17 protein-coding genes are annotated in these 18,970 nt (G+C 31.7%); 5 read left to right on the plus strand and 12 right to left on the minus strand.

Features of this window, described 5'->3' with window-relative positions:
- The first annotated feature begins 56 nt into the window (after positions 1-56).
- Positions 57-1,640, plus strand: a complete 1,584-nt coding sequence (locus KO500_RS06325) for a sensor histidine kinase (RefSeq protein ID WP_215955679.1) — start codon at positions 57-59, stop codon at positions 1,638-1,640.
- Between the two features lie 9 nt (positions 1,641-1,649).
- Positions 1,650-2,366: a response regulator transcription factor gene (locus KO500_RS06330; protein WP_215955680.1), complete on the plus strand. Its 717-nt coding sequence runs from the start codon at positions 1,650-1,652 to the stop codon at positions 2,364-2,366.
- Between the two features lie 67 nt (positions 2,367-2,433).
- On the opposite strand, the gene KO500_RS06335 is transcribed toward KO500_RS06330, so the two are convergent.
- From KO500_RS06335 to KO500_RS06370, 8 genes are all read right to left on the minus strand, one after another.
- On the minus strand, positions 2,434-2,934 hold the full coding sequence (locus KO500_RS06335; protein ID WP_215955681.1) for a gluconokinase: 501 nt from the start codon (positions 2,932-2,934) through the stop codon (positions 2,434-2,436).
- Complete coding sequence (gene miaA, locus KO500_RS06340; RefSeq protein ID WP_215955682.1) at positions 2,924-3,835, minus strand: tRNA (adenosine(37)-N6)-dimethylallyltransferase MiaA; 912 nt, start codon at positions 3,833-3,835, stop codon at positions 2,924-2,926. Before miaA ends, KO500_RS06335 begins: the two co-directional genes overlap by 11 nt.
- Positions 3,828-4,691 carry an ion transporter gene (locus KO500_RS06345; protein WP_215955683.1) on the minus strand — a complete coding sequence of 288 codons (864 nt, stop codon included), beginning with the start codon at positions 4,689-4,691 and terminating at the stop codon, positions 3,828-3,830. The genes miaA and KO500_RS06345 overlap by 8 nt, the downstream gene beginning before the upstream one ends.
- A 3-nt stretch (positions 4,692-4,694) precedes the next feature.
- Entirely contained in the window at positions 4,695-6,065 is a 1,371-nt protein-coding gene (locus KO500_RS06350) for an exonuclease domain-containing protein (protein WP_215955684.1), read from the minus strand.
- A gap of 110 nt (positions 6,066-6,175) precedes the next feature.
- Positions 6,176-6,826, minus strand: a complete 651-nt coding sequence (locus KO500_RS06355; RefSeq protein WP_215955685.1) for a YggS family pyridoxal phosphate-dependent enzyme — start codon at positions 6,824-6,826, stop codon at positions 6,176-6,178.
- Positions 6,827-7,060: 234 nt separating this feature from the next.
- Positions 7,061-7,810: a hypothetical protein gene (locus KO500_RS06360; protein ID WP_215955686.1), complete on the minus strand. Its 750-nt coding sequence runs from the start codon at positions 7,808-7,810 to the stop codon at positions 7,061-7,063.
- A gap of 686 nt (positions 7,811-8,496) precedes the next feature.
- Positions 8,497-9,387 (minus strand): 3-hydroxybutyryl-CoA dehydrogenase, encoded by an 891-nt coding sequence (locus tag KO500_RS06365; protein ID WP_215955687.1) that lies wholly within the window; start codon positions 9,385-9,387, stop codon positions 8,497-8,499.
- Between the two features lie 9 nt (positions 9,388-9,396).
- Positions 9,397-10,356, minus strand: a complete 960-nt coding sequence (locus tag KO500_RS06370; RefSeq protein WP_215955688.1) for a Gfo/Idh/MocA family protein — start codon at positions 10,354-10,356, stop codon at positions 9,397-9,399.
- Positions 10,357-10,472: 116 nt separating this feature from the next.
- Between KO500_RS06370 and KO500_RS06375 the strand changes: the two genes are divergently transcribed.
- The gene (locus tag KO500_RS06375; RefSeq protein ID WP_215955689.1) at positions 10,473-11,114 is read left to right on the plus strand and encodes a protein-L-isoaspartate(D-aspartate) O-methyltransferase; all 642 of its coding nucleotides are present in this window, start codon (positions 10,473-10,475) and stop codon (positions 11,112-11,114) included.
- Here KO500_RS06375 and smpB read toward each other — a convergent pair.
- Positions 11,111-11,572 carry an SsrA-binding protein SmpB gene (smpB, locus tag KO500_RS06380; protein WP_215956042.1) on the minus strand — a complete coding sequence of 154 codons (462 nt, stop codon included), beginning with the start codon at positions 11,570-11,572 and terminating at the stop codon, positions 11,111-11,113. The genes KO500_RS06375 and smpB overlap by 4 nt on opposite strands.
- A 110-nt stretch (positions 11,573-11,682) precedes the next feature.
- Between smpB and KO500_RS06385 the strand changes: the two genes are divergently transcribed.
- Positions 11,683-12,423 (plus strand): DUF6503 family protein, encoded by a 741-nt coding sequence (locus tag KO500_RS06385; RefSeq protein ID WP_215955690.1) that lies wholly within the window; start codon positions 11,683-11,685, stop codon positions 12,421-12,423.
- Here the strand turns inward: KO500_RS06385 and KO500_RS06390 are convergent.
- Positions 12,420-12,950 (minus strand): histidine phosphatase family protein, encoded by a 531-nt coding sequence (locus KO500_RS06390; protein ID WP_215955691.1) that lies wholly within the window; start codon positions 12,948-12,950, stop codon positions 12,420-12,422. The two genes, KO500_RS06385 and KO500_RS06390, sit on opposite strands and share 4 nt — an antisense overlap.
- A 292-nt stretch (positions 12,951-13,242) precedes the next feature.
- Here KO500_RS06390 and KO500_RS06395 point away from each other — a divergent pair, with 292 nt between their 5' ends.
- The gene (locus tag KO500_RS06395) at positions 13,243-15,273 is read left to right on the plus strand and encodes a transketolase family protein (protein ID WP_215955692.1); all 2,031 of its coding nucleotides are present in this window, start codon (positions 13,243-13,245) and stop codon (positions 15,271-15,273) included.
- A gap of 272 nt (positions 15,274-15,545) precedes the next feature.
- Here KO500_RS06395 and KO500_RS06400 read toward each other — a convergent pair whose 3' ends face one another.
- Together KO500_RS06400 and clpB are read right to left on the minus strand one after the other, a co-directional pair.
- Entirely contained in the window at positions 15,546-16,142 is a 597-nt protein-coding gene (locus tag KO500_RS06400; RefSeq protein ID WP_215955693.1) for a TetR/AcrR family transcriptional regulator, read from the minus strand.
- Between the two features lie 125 nt (positions 16,143-16,267).
- Positions 16,268-18,865 carry an ATP-dependent chaperone ClpB gene (gene clpB / locus KO500_RS06405; RefSeq protein WP_215955694.1) on the minus strand — a complete coding sequence of 866 codons (2,598 nt, stop codon included), beginning with the start codon at positions 18,863-18,865 and terminating at the stop codon, positions 16,268-16,270.
- Between the last annotated feature and the right edge of the window lie 105 nt (positions 18,866-18,970).

Below are 18,970 nucleotides of genomic sequence, written 5' to 3' on the forward strand. Positions count from 1 at the left end.
TTAAGATTAGGTTAAACGGGCATAGTCCTAACTGTTAAATTTTTAATTTTACCCCGATGAATAGAAGGTTATTTATTCTTCTGGTTAGTTTAATGAGTATTTCTTTAATAGGAATAATCTTTGTTCAATTGTATTGGATTAAACAAACCATAGAAGATAAGGAGGAGCAATTTGCCAATACAGTTACGAGTATCTTAGATAAAGTAACAGAAAAAATAGAAAAAAGGGAGCTTGTAGATTATACAGATGAACTTGCGCGAATTGATAGTATTGGAGGTAAAGCGAAAACTCCAGATTTATTGAAGAATTTATTTTTTATAGAAAGAGATTTAAATTCTAATGAAATAACATATTATTCTCATGGTATTTTAGAAGAGAGTTACAACATACCTTCTACGTTCTTTGATAGTGAATTGAATATAGATTCTACAGTTTTAAAAAATTACACGAGTATTCGTAGCAAAACTATTTTTAAAGAAGAGTTTGCTCTTGATGGAGGTGTAAGTAATATAACACCAGTTCAAAAACTAGAAAAAATAGGAGGTTTAACTGCTATTGATAAATTAGCTTATGAAGATGTTTTTAGAGAAAAAGCAAAAACACAGCCTATACATAAAAGAGTAACAAAACAAGAAATAGAATTACGTTTAAATCAAGAACTTAAAAATAGAAATATAGATACTGAATATGAATATGGTATTTATAGTAGAGGTTTGCCAACAAAAGTAAAGTCACGCAAATTTAAATTTGCTAAAAGTACGTTGTTTAGGTACCCAATTTTTAAAGATTCAGAAGGTGAAAGTAATTATACATTGTTAGTGACTTTTCCTGAGAAGAAAGAGTTTTTGTATCAGAGTATATTACCAATGGCAATTTTGTCATTAATATTTACACTAGTAATTGTTATAGCATATACGAGTGCAATTTATCAATTGATACGTCAAAAACAGATTTCAGAAATTAAATCTGACTTTATCAATAACATGACGCATGAGTTTAAAACTCCTATTGCGACTATCAATTTAGCAGTGGAGGCTATTAGAAATCCTAAAATTATAGCAGATAAGGAGAAGGTAAGTCGTTACCTAACAATGATTAAAGATGAGAATAAAAGAATGCATGCGCAAGTAGAAAATGTGTTGCGAATATCTAAATTAGAAAAAAATCAATTAGATATTAGTAAGGATAGGGTAGATGTACACGACATAATACATGACGCTATGGCTCACGTAGAGTTAATAGTTGATGATAGGGGTGGTTATATCAATTTACATTTAGATGCAAGTAGAAGCGAAGTTTTAGCAAGTGATATGCACTTTACGAACGTTATAGTAAATATTTTAGATAATGCAATTAAATATTCACCAGATGCGCCTAAAATTGATGTGTATACAGAGTTAGCGAATAACAATATAATAATAAAAATAAAAGATCAAGGTTTAGGAATGAGTAAAGCAGTACTTAAAAAAGTATTTGAAAAGTTTTACCGCGAGCATACCGGAAATCTACATAACGTTAAAGGTCACGGTTTGGGCTTAGCTTATGTGAAGAAAATAATTGATGATCACCAAGGTGAAGTTTATGTAGAAAGTGAGAAAGATAAGGGTAGTACTTTCTATATAAAAATGCCTTTAATTTAAATAAAGATTATGGAGACAGTAAATAAAAAAATACTTTTAGTAGAGGACGATCCGAATTTTGGGATAGTACTTAAAGATTATTTGTCTATGAACGATTTTGATGTTGTGTTGGCAAAAAATGGAATGGAAGGCTTTGAAAAGTTCAAAAAAGACAATTATGATATCTGTATTTTGGATGTTATGATGCCTTATAAAGATGGTTTTACATTAGCTAAAGAAATTCGTGAGAAGAACGAGAATGTTCCAATCGTGTTTTTAACAGCTAAAACCATGAAAGAAGATGTTTTAAAAGGATACAAAGCAGGTGCTGATGATTACCTGAACAAACCTTTTGACTCTGAAGTGTTGTTAATGAAAATTAAAGCGATACTGCAACGTAAAGCTTCAAGTACATTAGCTGATAGCCGTAAATTTGAATTTAAAATTGGAGATTTTAATTTAAACTCTAAACTTAGATTTTTAAAGTTTAAAGATGAAGAAGCTATTAAATTATCACCAAAGGAGAACGAATTATTACGTCTTTTAGCATTACATGAAAATGATTTAATGCCAAGAGAATTAGCATTAACAAAAATATGGAGGGATGATAATTACTTTACTTCTCGTAGTATGGATGTTTATATTGCTAAACTTAGAAAGTATTTAAAAGTTGACGACTCTGTTGAAATTTTAAATATTCACGGAGAAGGCTTTAGATTGGTTGTAAAAACTGATGAAGAAGTATAATTATTTACTTAGCTTACAAATGTTATGTGAATATGAAAAATCCATTTGAGCAATCAAATGGATTTTTTTATTTTAACTCTTTCAGTATTTCTGATAAGATTTCTTCAGGTGTAAGTGCAACATCTACACTAATTACTTGTTTAGAATCTTTGGGCTTTTCAAAAGTATCAAATTGTGATTTTAATAATGATGCCGGCATAAAGTGATTTTCACGTGCATTAATCCTATTTAATATTAACTCAAAATCACCTTCTAATGAAATAATATAGAAGTTGTTTAATTTTTGAGCTAGTAAGTCTCTGTAGCTCTCTTTTAAGGCAGAGCAAACAATTACAGCGCCTTTTTCAATATTCTCTAGTGCAATTTTATTTAGTTTTAGTAACCACTCATAACGATCATCATCGTTTAGAGCATGACCGTTAGCCATTTTATCAATATTACCTTGCGGATGGTAATCATCACCATCAAAAAAAGGTAGACTTAATTTTTCGGAAAGCATTTTTCCAATAGTACTTTTTCCTGTACCAGAAACACCCATTACGTAAAATATAGCACCTTTAGTTTTCATCTAATTTGTTTGTTATTTTATTGATAATAGAAGGTAGGGCTTCATTAAAATTTACCCATATAGTAGTATCATTTTTTCGAAACCAAGTGAGTTGTCTTTTAGCAAAACGTCTCGTGTTTTTTTTAATTTCAGAAATAGAAAAATCTAAAGTCCATTCACTATCAAAATAATTAAATAATTCTCTATAACCAACAGTTTGTAATGCGTTTAATTTTCTGTTCTTAAGTAAACCTTTAGCTTCTTTTATAAGGCCTTCTTCAATCATAATATCAACACGTTGGTTGATTCTGTCGTAAATAATTTCACGATCAGCTTCAATTCCAACGGTAATGTTTTTAAATGGTCTGTTGCCTTTATCTTTATTTAAGAATGAAGAATACGGTTTTCCTGAGCCAATACAAATTTCTAAAGCACGAATTAACCTATGCGGATTTTGAATATCTACCTTATCGTAATAAACAGGATCCAATTCTTTAAGTTTTTGCTGTAAACTCTCTAGACCTTCATTTTCTAACCGAACATTCAGTTTTTTTCTAACTTCAGGAGCAATTGATGGGAAATGATCTAAACCTTTAGTAATAGCATCAACATACAAACCGCTACCACCCACAAGAATAACAATATCATTAGTTTTAAAAAGTTGATTTAAAAGAGCAATAGCATCTCTTTCAAAATCGCCAACAGAGTAACTATCAGTTATGCTAATATGTTGAATAAAATGGTGTGGTGCTTGCGCTAATTCGTCATCGGAAGGAACAGCAGTGCCAATTTTCATTTCTTTGAAAAACTGTCTTGAATCGGCAGAAATAATTTCAGTTTTAAAATATTTCGCTAGTTCTATGGCAAGTTTAGTTTTACCAATAGCTGTTGGGCCTACGACAGATATAAGTGTTTTATTCATTATTTAAAATACTTCCGCAGTTATAACAATGTGTGGCATCATCTCTATGCCCTTCTGAAGAACAAGTTGGGCAAGCTTGTGTGTTTACGTGCACATAAGAACCTTCTTGCGCGCTGGTTTGCGAATTACCGCTTTTTTGTTTTCCAAATTCTACAGTGACAATACCTGTTGGTACAGCAATAACACCATAACCTACCAACATAACTATAGTAGCAATTAATTGCCCCTGTGGTGTAATGGGTGCAATATCACCGTAGCCAACAGTAGTTAGCGTTACTATGGTCCAATAAATACTGGTTGGAATGCTTGTAAAACCAGCTTCATCACCTTCAATTATATACATTAAAGTTCCTAAGATTACTGATATAATGAGTACGGCAAAAAGAAATACGGTTATTTTAGCTCTACTAGCTTTTAATGCGTTTTTTAATTGCGAAGCTTCCCCTAAAAATTGTACTAATTTCAAGATTCTAAAAACACGTAATAGTCTAAACGCTCTAATCGCTAAAAGTACTTGAGAACCAACAAAAATATAGGAGATATATAGTGGTATTGTAGATAATAAATCTACAATACCATAAAAACTAAACACGTATTTTAATGGTTTTTTTATTGATATTATTCTAGCAATGTATTCAATGGTAAAGAAAATAGTAATAATCCATTCTAAGGTAAACAATAAGTCATGATGTACAGCATCTATACTTTTAACGCTTTCTAGCATTATAATAATAACACTGACAAAAATGAGTATGATTAAAATAATATCAAACCATTTACCCATAGGAGTATCTGCTTCATAAATTATTTCATGAACTTTATTTTTCCAGTTGTTATTTGAGTTTTCTTTTTCCAAAAGTTATGCGTTAAGTTCTAATATTTTTTGAACTTTTCTTTTTCTTAAGTATGATTCTATAATATGATTCGTGTTTGCATTACCATTCATAGGAGTAATAATGGTTTCTAAAATATCTAGGTTATTAATCTGATAATTTAAATCGCAGAAACCAAGTCCCATAAATATACCATTCTTGATGAGAATAACACTTTTTTCACCTAATAGGCGGCCTTTGTCTACAATTGCAATATTTTTATCTACTAAGCTATATTTATCAATAACCTGTTGCACTCTTTGGTTGTAAGTATTTACATCTTCTTTTTGTATACAGGCACCTTGGCACTCACTATCATCGTATTTAGAGCAATTTGTTTTTGCGTGTGAAAGTCCGTTTATTTTATTACACAGCTCAAATTGATCTCTAATAGCATGTAAAAAATTCTCCGCTGCAACTAAACTATTAAATGTAGCCACTCTTTGATGTATGCTATTGTTCAATTTCTCAGCTCTTAATTGCAGATAACCAAATTCATTGGGTGAAGCATAAACACCAAAAGAGAATAGTTTTCTTTTGTAATAGCCATTGTATTTTGGTTTATTACGAACTAGTTCTTCATTTTCTTTTAATAGCGCAATTAAATCATTACCCGTTTTTTCAAAAGTAACACTTCTAGTTTCTTTCTGAATTTTTCGAGCTCTATTACCGTTATTGGTAAAATATTGATTGACTCTTTTTTTTATATTACTACTTTTCCCTAAAAGGATGATTTCAGCATCCTTATTATGCATGTAAAATACTCCGGTCTCAGAAGGTAATGTTTCAACAATATCTAACTGCCTAGGTGATAATTCTCCTAAGGTTTCAGCTTTAATTACAGTTTTGATTATTGTTTTGTCAACATCCTTAGAAAGTAAAAGTTTAAATAGTTTTATAGTCGCTAAAGCATCACCATTAGCTCTATGTCGGTCACTGACCGGAATGCCAAGTGAACGCACTAATTTTCCTAGGCTATACGACTCAGCTTCAGGAAGCAATTTTTGCGAAAGTTCAACTGTACATAATGTTTTGCGTTCAAAATTGTAGCCTAAACGTCTGAACTCGGTTCGTAAAATACGATAATCAAACTGTGCATTGTGGGCAATTAAAACGGTATCTTCTGTAATTTCAATAATACGTTTTGCAACTTCATAAAACTTAGGTGCAGTAACTAGCATTTTATTGGTAATACCTGTTAAGTTTACTACAAAAGGCTGAATATCTTTTTCAGGATTAACAAGGCTTATGAAAGAGTCTACAACTTCATGGCCGTCAAATTTATGAATGGCAATCTCTGTAATGCCTTCTTCGTTAAACTTTCCTCCAGTTGTTTCAATATCTAATACTGCGTACATGTAAATTTTTAGATTCTGTTGTATTCGTTTTTATATCTAACGAATAATTGTAATTGACTTGTTGTCAATACTATCTTCCAAAGATAAAAAATATAAATCTTCTTTTTCTTTTATCGAGAACCAAAAATACTACTGCCAATACGTACCATAGTACTACCTTCTTCAATTGCTAATTTATAATCGCCGCTCATACCCATAGAAAGTGTTGTTATACCTTCAATTTTACGCTGTAGTTCATCAAAAATAGTTTTAAGACAGCGGAACTCCTTACGAACTTGTTCTTTGTTATCCGTAAACGTAGCCATGCCCATAAGACCAATTACTTGTATGTTTTCTAATGCATTAAAATCATCAGAGGCAATAATAGTAAACAGTTCATCACTGTCTAGCCCAAATTTTGTAGTTTCTTCAGCAATATGAATTTGAAGCAAACATTTAATTACTCTGTCGTTTTTTTTAGCTTGTTTGTTTATTTCTTTCAATAATTTAAAACTATCTACGCCATGTACTAAATGCACAAAAGGAGCCATGTATTTTACCTTGTTTGTCTGGACATGCCCAATCATATGCCATTCAATGTCTTTAGGTAAGTCTTCCCATTTTTGTGACATTTCTTGTATTTTATTTTCACCAAAAATTCGCTGACCAGCTTCGTAGGCTTCCACTAAATCAGCATTAGGTTTTGTTTTAGAAACGGCAACTAAAGTTACGTGTTGTGGTAATGTTGCTTTTATATGTTGTAAATTGTCTGCGATGGACATGTATTGCTTTTTTTTAATTGTTGGAAAGTTAAAAAAGAAAATAGTTAATTAATAAAAAGAGGGGTAGTTTATTGGTTTTAAATTTTGTTTAGTGATGTGTTTCAAACACGTAGACAGATTTTATTGAGTAGTTTTTTAATTTGTGTTTTTTGCTCATTTTTACTTTTATCTAGTTTATGGTGCTCTGCTTACAAGTTACGGCACGAGCGTGACACGCGCGCTAACATGCACTATTTATGGTATAATAGGCATAACACCTTTAAAAGGTTTAGGTGTTAAATAAGAAGCATCCCAATCATATAGTGGTTTTGTTTTTTCTAGCCTTTTTGCTAAACTTTTAAATTCTTTGTATGCCTTTACTTCAGATTTATCTTTAGGATTTTCTTTTAAGTAATCTTCATAAGATTTAATGGTTTCTTGTAAAAACAAATCATACTTTGGGTGGTTGCACAATTTCCAAATAATTAGTTTTCTATTCTCTCCTTTACCAACTAATAAATCATTTAAAAACCTCACATTTTCACTTTCCAAAAAAGGTAAAAATGCACGAATATCATTCCAATATGCAAAATAATCTTCAGCAAATTTTTTTATGTAACTTTTTACATAAGCAATTCCCTTATCTATATCTGCTTCTGTTTTGAAAATAATAGGTTTATCTAAAATAAATTTTTTATCATATACTAATGGAAATAAACTGTCTAATAGCGTAAAACTTGTAGTATAGTCTGATTCATCAATCTTTAGGTGAATTAGTTTTTCAACTAATTTAAAACTTACAGTCATTCTTATGAGAGGTAGAATATTTCCCAATGGGTGGCTATTTAAAGAACAACAATTAATATTATATATAGCATTGTCATTTTTTAAAGAATAGTTTAATCTTTTTAAACCTTTTAATTCAGTATTAATAATTGATACTAATTCAAATCCTTTAGGTAAAGCTTTTTTATATTTATTGATTATTAATTCTTCTGTTACCATTTAATATACTTTTTTGTTTCTAACAATATTCCATCTCCATTATTTATTGATTAGTAGATTCTAATTTTATCTACCGCTAGGCAAGCATATTGCTTGTGTAATCAAACAAGCTAAAATTATTTCAACAATTTCATATTAAAACTTGAAATCAAAATTTCTCTATTCATGTTCTTACGTTTGTAATTCAATGCATGACACTTAAGCTGGCTGAAAAGTTATTTTTTCACTTCTTTTTTGTTTTAAATATGATGAATATTTTATATAAATAGTAAACAAATAAGGTAATTAGAGTGCCCTTACCTATAAAAACACCTAGTTTATTTTCATGAAGAAATTTTAATATTGTTTCAAATAACCCGGCTCTCCACCCAGAAGGAAATTTATCACTCGGGGTCCAGGTATCATAAAAATAATAAAAGATACCTATAAAAATTAGAGCTAATATATTAACAAATAATTCTTCTATTTTTTCTTTAATCTTCATTTAGCAAAAACTAATTATATTCTTTAAAAATTTCCCGCTAGCGCAAGCACCATACTTGCACTTTCAAACAAGCTAAAATTATAACTAATATTTGTGGGTAAATATTTTATGCAGGCTTATTATAACGGTAGTTTTTTTACTACTATATACTTAGCCAATTACTTAGGTAATTTTTATAGTAAAAAATAAATGTAGAATTACTTTATTTCAAAAATCGTTGAGCAACTTTTTCTGCTTTACGAGACTCAGAATAATCATAAAAACCTTCACCAGACTTTACGCCTAATTTTTTAGCCATTACCATATTAACCAGTAGCGGGCAAGGCGCATATTTTAGGTTTTTGAATCCGTCATGCATTACATTTAGTATCGATAGGCAAACATCAAGTCCAATAAAATCGGCTAATTGTAAAGGTCCCATTGGGTGTGCCATTCCTAATTTCATAACCGTATCAATCTCCTTCACACCGGCCACGCCATTGTACAAAGTTTCAATAGCCTCATTAATCATTGGCATTAAAATACGGTTAGCAACAAAACCAGGGTAGTCGTTTACCTCAGTTGGCGTTTTGCCAAGTTTTTTAGACAATTCCATAATCTGCTCGGTAACAGTATCAGAAGTATTATAGCCTCTAATAATTTCAACCAAACTCATTATAGGCACAGGATTCATAAAGTGCATACCAATTACTTTGTTTTGCCTTTCAGTAACCGATGCAATTTGGGTAATTGAAATAGATGAGGTGTTAGTAGCTAAAATTGTGCTTGCTTGGCAAACTTCATCTAGCTCTTTAAATATTTTAAGTTTTAGGGCGCTATTTTCTGTAGCGGCTTCAATAACTAAATCGGCATTTTTTACGCCTTCGGTAATTGTAGTGTATGTTGTTATATTGGCTAAAGTATTTGTTTTATCTGCATTAGTTATTTTCTTTTTGGCAATCATTCGGTCTAGGTTCTTGCTAATAGTTGCCATTCCTTTTTCTAATGAAGTGGAACTAATATCAATCAAATTAACAAGATAACCATTTTGGGCAAATACATGCGCAATACCATTGCCCATTGTACCTGCGCCAATAACCGAAATATATTTCATAACTAGTTTTTAAAACGATGCGATAATCTGTAAAGCAACACGCAAAGCATTTGTACCTTGTTCTAAACTAACAATTGGTGTTGTGTTTTTGTTAATAGCGTCGGCAAAAGTTTCTAACTCATCTAGAATAGCATTGTTATTTTCTATCGTAGGATTTTCAAAATAAATTTGTTTTTTTTCGCCTTCGGCATTTTGTAAAATCATATCAAAGTCCCCAGGATTTTCTGGAGCATCTTTCATTTTTACTACTTCTACTTTTTTCTCAAGAAAATCTACCGAGATATATGCATCTTTTTGAAAAAAGCGCGATTTACGCATGTTTTTAAGTGAAATTCTACTTGCGGTAAGGTTAGCAACACAGCCGTTTTCAAATTCAATTCTGGCATTGGCAATATCAGGAGAATTACTTATTACAGAAACGCCACTAGCATTTATATTTTTCACATTAGAATTTACAACACTTAAAATAGCATCAATATCATGAATCATTAAATCTAAAACCACAGGCACATCAGTACCTCGAGGGTTAAACTCTGCTAAACGGTGTGTTTCAATAAACATAGGATTGTTTATGTTTTCTTTAACCGATGCAAATGCAGGATTAAAACGTTCGACATGACCAACTTGACCTTTAATATTGTGTTTCTTTTCTAAGTGAAGTAGTTCTTCGGCCTCTTCTAATGTATTAGTTATTGGCTTTTCAATAAATATATGTTTTCCGTTTTCAATTGCTTTTTTAGCACATTCAAAATGAGAAAGGGTAGGTGTAACAATATCAACAACATCAACAGCTTCAATTAACTTATTAATATTGTTGTAATAGGAGTAACCAAACTCATCGGCTACTTTTTTACCGTTAATTTCATCAGGATCGTAAAAGCCTATTAAATTATATTTTTCAGATTGATTTAGTAATCTTAAATGTATTTTACCAAGGTGACCTGCACCTAAAACTCCAACGTTGAGCATAAAAATAATGTTTATTCAAAAATAAGGATACTTTATAAGTTTTTTGATGTGAAACCAATGTTTTTATAGCGTACTAAATCTTATTTTTTTAAATTAGCACCTCAAAACCAAACCCATTGAAAGATACGTTTAAACATAAAGGAATGCGCAATAAGCTTGCAGAAACGCTAGCAAATAAAGGCATTGCAGATCGTAAAGTATTAGAAGCAATAAAAGCAATACCAAGGCATTTGTTTTTAGATAGTAGTTTTGAAGATCATGCGTATCAAGATAAAGCATTTCCAATTGGCGCAGAACAAACGATATCACAACCTTATACCGTTGCTTTTCAAAGTGAATTATTGGCTATAAAACCCGATGACAAAATTTTAGAAATAGGCACGGGTAGTGGCTACCAAACTGCAGTTTTATTGCAATTAAAAGCAAGAGTTTACACCATTGAACGCCAATTAGAGTTGTTTAAAAAAACGAAGTTGTTTTTCTCAAAAATGGGATACAGACCTAAAAAATATATTTTTGGCGATGGCTATAAAGGTTTACCTACGGAAGCTCCTTTTGATGGTATTATTGTTACTGCAGGTGCACCATATGTACCAAACCCTTTATTGGCACAGTTAAAAATAGGAGGTAAGCTAGTAATACCTGTTGGTGATGAAGATCAAATTATGACTCTTTTCGTTCGAAAGTCAGAAAGAGAGTTTGTGAAAGAAGAATTAGGTTCTTTTCGTTTTGTACCCTTATTAGAGGATAAAAATTAATTATTAAAGCTCTTTTTAATGCGGTCCAGGTTTTTCTTATTATCACGATCTTTAATTGTTTCACGTTTATCATAAAGTTTTTTACCTTTCGCTAAAGCAATATTAATTTTGGCTAAACCTCTATCATTTAAAAATAGGTTTAGTGGTACAATAGTTAATCCGCTGTTTTTAACCTCTTTTTCAAGTTTGTTAAGCTCTTTACGGTTTAAAAGTAATTTACGTTGCGCTTTTGGTAAATGGTTGTAGTGTGACCCATGTGAATACTCATCAACCTGCATGTTGATGATAAAAAGTTCACCGCGCTCATTAAATTCGCAAAAACTTTCAGAGATAGATGCTTTTCCTAATCGTATAGATTTTATTTCAGTACCAGAAAGTACTAATCCGGCAGTATAGGTGTCCAATAATTCATAATCGAATCTGGCTCTTTTATTTTTAATATTTATTTTCTTCTGTATCACAAAACAAAAATAAGAATTATATAATAAAGAATCTTAAGACGGTATTAATACTCTAGTATTTTTGTAATGAATGTTGCATATTTACGATAAAGTATAAAAATTAATTCATGAGAAAATTAGGTTTTATAATAGTAGTCCTGCTGTTTGTTTCGTGTAAACAAGAAGCAAAAAAAAGTTTAAGCGCACAAAATATAGTTGATAAGGCTATTGTTGTCGCAGGTGGTGATCTATATAAAACAAGTACTATTGCTTTTAAGTTTAGAGATAGTGATTACGTGTCTGAAAATAATGGAGCAATAATGAAACGTGCTTTTGAAAGTGATTCTATTAGCTATGTAGACATTAAAAAGGGTTCTAGTTTTGAGCGTATTGTAAATGGTATTCCGGTTGCAGTATCAGATTCTTTGGCAAATGTGCATAACAATGCAATTAATTCGGTATTGTATTTTGTGCAATTACCATATCAATTGAATGCTAAAGCTGTGCATAAAAAACTTTTAAAAGAAGAAAAAATAAAAGGGAAAGTCTATTATTTAATACATGTAACTTTTGATCAAAATGGTGGTGGAGATGATTTTGAGGATAATTATTATTACTGGATTAATAAGAAGACTTTTAAACCAGATTATTTTGCTTACGATTATAAAGTAAATGGCGGGGGTGTTCGTTTTAGAGAAGCGTATAAAGAGCGAATAGTAAACGGAATTAGGTTTGTAGACTATAATAATTATAAGCCAAAAAGCAAAGCAACTACTATAAATGAAGTAGCTGCTTTGTATGAAAATGGTGAACTTGAATTATTATCTAAAATTGTATTAGAAAATATAAAAGTAACACCTAGTAATTAATCCATTTTTAATTGCATGCTTGTTGCAACACCATCAATAATACGAACAATGTAAAGGCTGCTATTATCATAGTCGTCCATTGCGGGGTATTTATCTTCGCCTAATATTTTATTAGCAAAATCTGGTGTAGTGTTGCTGTGGCCAACAACAAGTACGTTCTTACCTAAATATCTTTCTTTAAACTCATCAATATTTATTGTTGATGGGCTGTAGGTTTGAACAACCATTTCTCTATTAACTGATATTGGTGCTACCGTCATCAAAGTTCTATCATAATCAGTACTATAAATATCATCAAGATCAACTTCACTAAAAATACGTTCCCAGCGAATAGCGCGGCCTAAACCATCTTGGTTTAATTCTGGGTCTAAATTATCAGGGTTGCTACGGTCTTTTTCACCATGGCGTATAAAATAGAAAGTGGACACAACGGGTTCAGTAGCTTCTTTTTCAATTGGAGCGTCGTCTTTACAATTGGTAAAGCCGATAAATAAAAGTGATAAAATTAAAAGTTTAATAGCTTTCATAATATAAAACTAGCGTATTATGTTGTTATTGTTTTTGTATTATATATAACTCAATATCTAAAGATATATTATTATACAGTTAACATTCGTATTAGAAATCACTTCACAGGTTATATTCACTACATTTTTTTAACTTTATATTCTATTTTCGTATAGTTTAATAAAGATTAAGACTAAAGGTTAAAAATAGGTTGCAGTTAGTTGTAAAGGTGATTATCTTGCATCATATAAAAATAAAGAATTTTACAGTAGTAGTACAACTACTTTTTTAATAGTATAAATTAATTTTAAGATGAATAAAAAAATAGATCAGTTAGCGGCAGATAATATTAGAGCATTGGCTATCTCTATGGTAGAAAAAGCAAACTCAGGTCACCCAGGTGGACCAATGGGTGGGGCAGATTATATGCATATTTTATACTCAGAGTTTTTTAACTATGACCCGTCTGATATGACATGGCCACACCGTGATCGTTTTTTTATGGATGCTGGGCACTTATCGCCATTAATGTATTCGCAATACTACTTACTAGATAATTTTACAAAAGAAGATTTACAAAATTTTAGACAATGGGGTTCTGTAACACCTGGTCACCCAGAAGTTGATGTAAATAGAGGAATTGAAAATACATCAGGGCCATTAGGGCAAGGGCATACTATGGGTGTTGGAGCTGCAGTTGCTGCTAAGTTTTTACAAGCACGTTTTGGTGATTGGATGAATCACAAAGTATATGGTTTTATTTCTGATGGTGGTGTTCAAGAAGAAATTTCACAAGGTGCTGGGCGTTTAGCTGGACATTTAGGATTGAGTAACTTTATCATGTTTTTTGATTCTAACGATGTACAATTATCAACTAAAACGGATGAGGTTACTTCTGAAGATACAGCAATGAAATATGAAGCATGGGGGTGGAATGTTGTGACTATTGACGGTCATAATCATGATGAAATTAGAAAAGCATTGACTGATGCGAATGCTGAAACTGAAAAGCCAACATTGATAATAGGTAAAACTATTATGGGTAAAGGTTGTGTTACTGCTGATGGTAGTATGTACGAAGGGCATACAGAGTTACATGGTAAACCAATTGGTAACACAGGTGCTGATTTTACAAAAACATTAATCAATTTAGGAGCTAACCCTGAAGATGAGTTTGCAATATATGCTGAGGTTGCAAAAGCATATAAAGATTTAATTGCAGAAAAAATAAAAGCAGCTCAAACTAAAAAACAAGAAATTTTAGCTTGGAGAGAAGCAAATGAAGATTTAGCAACAAAATTAGATGGTTTCTTTGCAGGTAAGTTACCAGATTTAGACTTTGAATCTATAGTTAATAAAGAAGGTTTAGCCACAAGAGCAGCATCAGCAAATGTTTTAGGATATTTAGCAGGTAAAGTTGAAAATATGATTGTTTCTTCTGCCGATTTATCAAATAGTGATAAAACAGATGGTTTCTTAAATAAAACACATTCATTGCAAAAAGGAGATTTCTCTGGTTCATTCTTACAATCAGGTGTAGCAGAATTAACAATGGCAACTATGGCAAATGGTATGGCGTTACATGGTGGTGTTATTCCGGTAGTAGCAACATTCTTTGTATTCTCTGATTATATGAAACCAGCAATTCGTTTGAGTGCTATTCAAGAATTGCCAGTGAAGTTTGTTTGGACGCATGATGCCTTTAGAGTAGGTGAAGATGGGCCAACACACCAGCCAATTGAGCAAGAAGCACAAATTAGATTGTTAGAGAAGTTAAAAAATCATAGTGGTGAAGCAAGTTTTAGAGCGTTACGCCCTGCAGATTCTGCTGAGACTGTTGTTGGTTGGAAAATGTTATTAGAGAACGATAAAGTTCCTTCTGGTCTTATCTTATCTAGACAAGGGATTAAAGATTTACCTGCTACAGGATCTTCAAGATATAGTGATGCATTAGCATCTGAAAAAGGTGGGTACTTGGTAAAAGAAGTTGAAAACCCAGATGTTGTATTAATAGCAAACGGGTCAGAAGTTTCAACTTTAATTGATGCGGCGGCTTTATTAGAAGAAAGAAAAGGATTAAAAGTAAACATTGCTTCTATAATTTCTGAAGGAATTTTTAGAGCGCAATCACAAGCATACCAAGATAGCGTAATTGCTAAAGGAAAACCTGTATTTGGTTTAACTGCTGGGTTACCTGTTAATTTAGAAGGTTTAGCGGGTCCTGGTGGAAAAGTATTTGGTTTAGAGCATTTTGGGTATTCTGCTCCTGCAACTGTACTTGATGATAAATTCGGGTTTACAGGTGAAAAAGTTTACAACCAAGTTACTGAATATTTAGGCTAAGATATTAGTCTATTTTATACCATAAAAAAAGTCTAACATAATACGTGTTAGACTTTTTTTGTAAGTGACTTTATATGAATAAAAATTACACTTTAAATCAACAATAATTTTTTAAAAGGTTGTAGTAATTTGAGTTACATATAGAGTTATTCTTCCATATCTAAAGTCGTTATGTCATCAATGTTTAGTCTTTTGGAATATGACTATAAGTGAAAATGTTACTTATTATTAAAATTAAAATAGAAGTAGGAAATTGACCTTTTTTAATTGAATCACTTTTTAATCTCCTGAGTAATTAAATGATTGAGGTAAGAAGTTGTATTTAATAAATATTTACGATCATTGGTAATGGTTGCCATAGCTACGGCACCTTGTATCATTGTGTAAAGTTGCTTAGCAAATTGCAGAGGGGTTACAGGCAAGCGAATTTCCTGTTTGTTGTAACCATTTTCTAAAACTAAAGCTATTTTACCTTCTATGGTTTTTGCAGTTTCTTTGGCTGCAGCACTCAGTAATTTATTATTGTTTTTTGCATCAACACCAATATTTAATATTGGACAACCGCCCATTCTACTAGTAAAAACATCATACTGTTTGTAAAATGCAGTTAATGAAAATAGCTTATCTAATGCTTTGCCTTCAACAGCTAACTGTTCGTCAATTTCAGCAAGTAATAAAGTACTGTTATATTCAAAAGCGGTAAGAGCTAGTGCTTCTTTATTTTCAAAATTGCCATATAATGCACCTTTTGTAAGTCCAGTAGCTTCAGTGAGATCGCTCATGCTTGTGCCTACGTAGCCTAATTTGTTGAAAATAGGAGCAACTGTTTCTACAATAAATGCTTTGGTTCTTTCTGCTTTTGTAGTCATATACAACACTGATTTGTACTAAAGATATGAAAATATATACTGTATGGTATGGTATGTTGCAAAAAAAACATCCTTTTAAAAATTAATTAAAAGGATGTTTCAGTTTTTAAATATTATTTAAATAATTATGCCAATTCTGTTTGATTTCTGAAAACTAATTCGTTATCAAACGAATCAATTAAAACTACACTATCAGTACTAATTTTTCCACTCAGTATTTCTTTAGAAAGTGTGTTCAAAACTTCTTTTTGAATAACTCTCTTAATTGGTCGAGCTCCATACTGCGGATCGTATCCTTTCTCAGCTAAATACTGAATAGTTTCTTCAGTCGCGTCAATAGTTATGTTTTGTTTTGCTAATACTTTTTTAAGCAAGTTTAATTGTATGCCTACAATTTTTACAATATCTTGTTTGCTTAGTGGTGTAAACATAATTACATCGTCAATTCTATTTAAAAACTCAGGGCGTATTGTCTTACGTAGTAAACCAAGTACTTCAACCCGAGCCGCTTCAGTTGCGCTATAAATATCATTGTTTGCTTCAAACTTCTCTTGTATAATATGGCTACCCATATTACTTGTCATTATTATAATCGTATTTTTAAAATCAGCAACACGACCTTTATTATCTGTAAGTCTACCTTCATCTAACACTTGTAATAAAATATTAAAAGTATCAGGGTGTGCTTTTTCAATCTCATCTAACAAAATAACAGAATATGGTCTCCTACGTACCGCTTCAGTTAATTGTCCGCCTTCATCATAACCAACGTATCCTGGAGGTGCACCAACTAATCTACTTACTGAATGGCGTTCTTGGTATTCGCTCATGTCAATACGAGTCATTGCATTTTCATCGTCAAATAAATAACTAGCCAATGTTTTAGCAAGCTCAGTTTTACCAACACCGGTTGTACCTAAAAATAAGAATGAACCAATTGGCCTTTTCTCATCTTGTAAACCAGCTCTACTACGTCTAATAGCATCAGAAACTGCATTTATAGCTTCTTCTTGACCAACTACGCGTTTGTGTAAAACATTTTCAAGTTGCAATAGTTTTTCACGTTCACTCTGTAGCATTTTAGTAACCGGAATACCCGTCCATTTTGCGACAACCTGTGCAATATCTTCGCTAGTGACTTCCTCTTTAATCATGGTTTCACCTTCTTGCTGTTCTTCTAAAACATGTTGCAGGCTTTCCAATCTTTCTTGTGATTCTTTAATTTTTCCGTAACGTAATTCTGCTACTTTACCGTAGTCACCATTACGCTCAGCACGTTCAGCTTCTATTTTAAAATCTTCAATGTCTTGTTTGGTTTTCTGAATATCATCAACCACATTTTTCTCACTCTGCCATTTTGCAAATATTTCGTTGCGCTCTTCTTTTAAATTAGCAAGATCAAGATTTAAAGCTTTTAATTTTGTTTTATCATTCTCACGTTTAATCGCCTCAACTTCAATTTCAAGTTGCATAATTTTACGATCGAGTACATCTAATTCCTCAGGTTTAGAGTTGATTTCCATACGTAATTTTGATGCAGCCTCATCCATTAAATCAATAGCCTTGTCGGGTAAAAAACGATTGGTAATGTAGCGTTGCGATAATTCTACTGCTGATATTACGGCCTCGTCCTTAATACGAACCTTATGGTGTGCTTCGTATTTTTCTTTAATACCTCTTAAAATTGAAATAGCACTTTCGGTATCTGGCTCATCAACCACAATTTTCTGGAATCTACGTTCAAGTGCTTTGTCTTTTTCAAAGTATTTTTGATACTCATCTAAAGTTGTGGCACCTATAGCACGCAGTTCTCCTCTTGCTAAAGCAGGTTTTAAAATATTAGCAGCATCCATTGCACCATCACCGCCACCAGCACCAACAAGTGTGTGAATTTCATCAATAAATAGTACAATGTTTCCGTCAGACGATGTCACTTCTTTTATAACAGCTTTCAATCGCTCTTCAAATTCCCCTTTGTATTTTGCACCAGCTATTAATGCACCCATATCTAAAGAATAAATTACTTTATCTTTTAAATTTTCAGGAACATCACCTTGTACAATACGGTGAGCTAAACCTTCGGCAATAGCAGTTTTACCTACTCCAGGTTCACCCACAAGCATTGGATTATTTTTGGTTCTACGTGATAATATTTGTAATACACGTCTAATTTCTTCATCACGTCCGATTACTGGATCTAGCTTACCATTGTCGGCTAATTCATTTAAATTTTTCGCATATTTATTTAAAGAATTATACGTGTCTTCAGCACCTTGAGAGGTAACTTTTCCACCTTTACGAAGCTCTTCAATCGCACTTATAAAATTCTTTTCGGTAACACCTTGATCTTTTAAAATTTTTGATATTTTACTTTTCGATTTGAAAATAGCTAGTAACAAATGCTCAATAGAGATGTATTCATCTTCCATTTTCTTTGCAATTGCAGTAGCTTCATTCAAAGTTTTTCCAGCTTCACGTGAGAACATAATATCGCCACCAGAAACTTTAGGCAAACTCTCTAATTCTTTATCAATTACTTGTGATAAAATAGAATTATTTACACTCAACTTTTTAAGAATAAACGGCAATACATTTTCATCTACCTGACTGATAGCTTTAAAAATGTGTTCATTTTCAATTTGTTGATGTTGCATTTCGTGTGCAAGTTGCTGTGCGAGTTGCACGGCTTCTTGCGATTTTGTTGTGAAATTATTAAGGTTCATATATCGTATGTTTTTTATTATTGTTTTACTTTTGATGTGTTAAAGTCAATAACCTTACCAATACGTTTTAGGTGTCAAAATGTCGCTCAAAGCTAGTTTTTTCAA

It is taken from the genome of Cellulophaga baltica (assembly GCF_018861125.1).
GTDB lineage: Bacteria > Bacteroidota > Bacteroidia > Flavobacteriales > Flavobacteriaceae > Cellulophaga > Cellulophaga baltica_A.

Bases quoted from the DNA above. Each gene is read 5' to 3' on its own strand.
- KO500_RS06325 (WP_215955679.1), top strand. From the start codon at position 57: ATGAATAGAAGGTTATTTATTCTTCTGGTTAGTTTAATGAGTATTTCT.
- KO500_RS06330 (WP_215955680.1), top strand. From the start codon at position 1,650: ATGGAGACAGTAAATAAAAAAATACTTTTAGTAGAGGACGATCCGAAT.
- KO500_RS06335 (WP_215955681.1), bottom strand. From the start codon at position 2,934: ATGAAAACTAAAGGTGCTATATTTTACGTAATGGGTGTTTCTGGTACA.
- miaA (WP_215955682.1), bottom strand. From the start codon at position 3,835: ATGAATAAAACACTTATATCTGTCGTAGGCCCAACAGCTATTGGTAAA.
- KO500_RS06350 (WP_215955684.1), bottom strand. From the start codon at position 6,065: ATGTACGCAGTATTAGATATTGAAACAACTGGAGGAAAGTTTAACGAA.
- KO500_RS06355 (WP_215955685.1), bottom strand. From the start codon at position 6,826: ATGTCCATCGCAGACAATTTACAACATATAAAAGCAACATTACCACAA.
- KO500_RS06360 (WP_215955686.1), bottom strand. From the start codon at position 7,810: ATGGTAACAGAAGAATTAATAATCAATAAATATAAAAAAGCTTTACCT.
- KO500_RS06365 (WP_215955687.1), bottom strand. From the start codon at position 9,387: ATGAAATATATTTCGGTTATTGGCGCAGGTACAATGGGCAATGGTATT.
- KO500_RS06370 (WP_215955688.1), bottom strand. From the start codon at position 10,356: ATGCTCAACGTTGGAGTTTTAGGTGCAGGTCACCTTGGTAAAATACAT.
- KO500_RS06385 (WP_215955690.1), top strand. From the start codon at position 11,683: ATGAGAAAATTAGGTTTTATAATAGTAGTCCTGCTGTTTGTTTCGTGT.
- KO500_RS06390 (WP_215955691.1), bottom strand. From the start codon at position 12,950: ATGAAAGCTATTAAACTTTTAATTTTATCACTTTTATTTATCGGCTTT.
- KO500_RS06395 (WP_215955692.1), top strand. From the start codon at position 13,243: ATGAATAAAAAAATAGATCAGTTAGCGGCAGATAATATTAGAGCATTG.
- KO500_RS06400 (WP_215955693.1), bottom strand. From the start codon at position 16,142: ATGACTACAAAAGCAGAAAGAACCAAAGCATTTATTGTAGAAACAGTT.
- clpB (WP_215955694.1), bottom strand. From the start codon at position 18,865: ATGAACCTTAATAATTTCACAACAAAATCGCAAGAAGCCGTGCAACTC.